1 protein-coding gene is annotated in these 583 nt (G+C 65.5%); it reads left to right on the top strand.

Going from position 1 to position 583, the window contains the following annotated elements:
- Positions 1–168 precede the first annotated feature (168 nt).
- Positions 169–583: AAA family ATPase (locus LWH94_RS19315; protein ID WP_232903321.1), on the top strand; the 415-nt coding region annotated here is incomplete at its 3' end.

The raw sequence follows: 583 nt of genomic DNA, 5'->3' as shown, positions 1-583 counted from the left end.
CGAGGTGCTGGTTCAGGCGGTGCTCGCGCTGCTGGCCGAGTACGGCTACGGGCAGGTGGACGAGGGGGTGACCGCCGAGGAGGACATCATCTTCTCCCTGCCCAAGGAGCTGCGCGCCGAGATGAAGCGCGTGGGCGACGACGGGCGCGCCCTCGGCGGGCGGCGACGATGAGACTCGACACGTTCCGTGTGGAGGGTTTTCGATCTATCCGGGATGCGACCCTCGAGCTCCGGGACGGCGTCACGCTCTTGATCGGCGCCAATGGTGCGGGCAAGAGCAACGTGATCGGCGCAATGGAACTCCTCGGCAGGGTGGTGGACAACAGCTTCTCTGAGGAGCTGCTCCGCATGGGCGGGGTGCGCGCCCAGTTGCACGCCTCGCCGACGGGCGACGATGCCGAGACCATCTGCCTCAGTGTGGCCAGCAAACCACGAGGCAGCGCCCGGCACGGCGGCGATAGATTCGTGAACCGCTACTCCGTCTGCCTCCAGGCCTCTGACGATGACGCACCGCTGATCCGTGAGACCACTGGCATCCACAACATCGACAAATATGACAAGGCCTACGAAACCTCCTATGGGC

Source organism: Marinobacter sp. G11, assembly GCF_021282325.1.
GTDB classification, from domain to species: domain Bacteria; phylum Pseudomonadota; class Gammaproteobacteria; order Pseudomonadales; family Oleiphilaceae; genus Marinobacter; species Marinobacter vinifirmus.
Note: the sequence above shows the minus strand (reverse complement) of the source record. Positions and strands in the feature narration are given on the sequence as shown.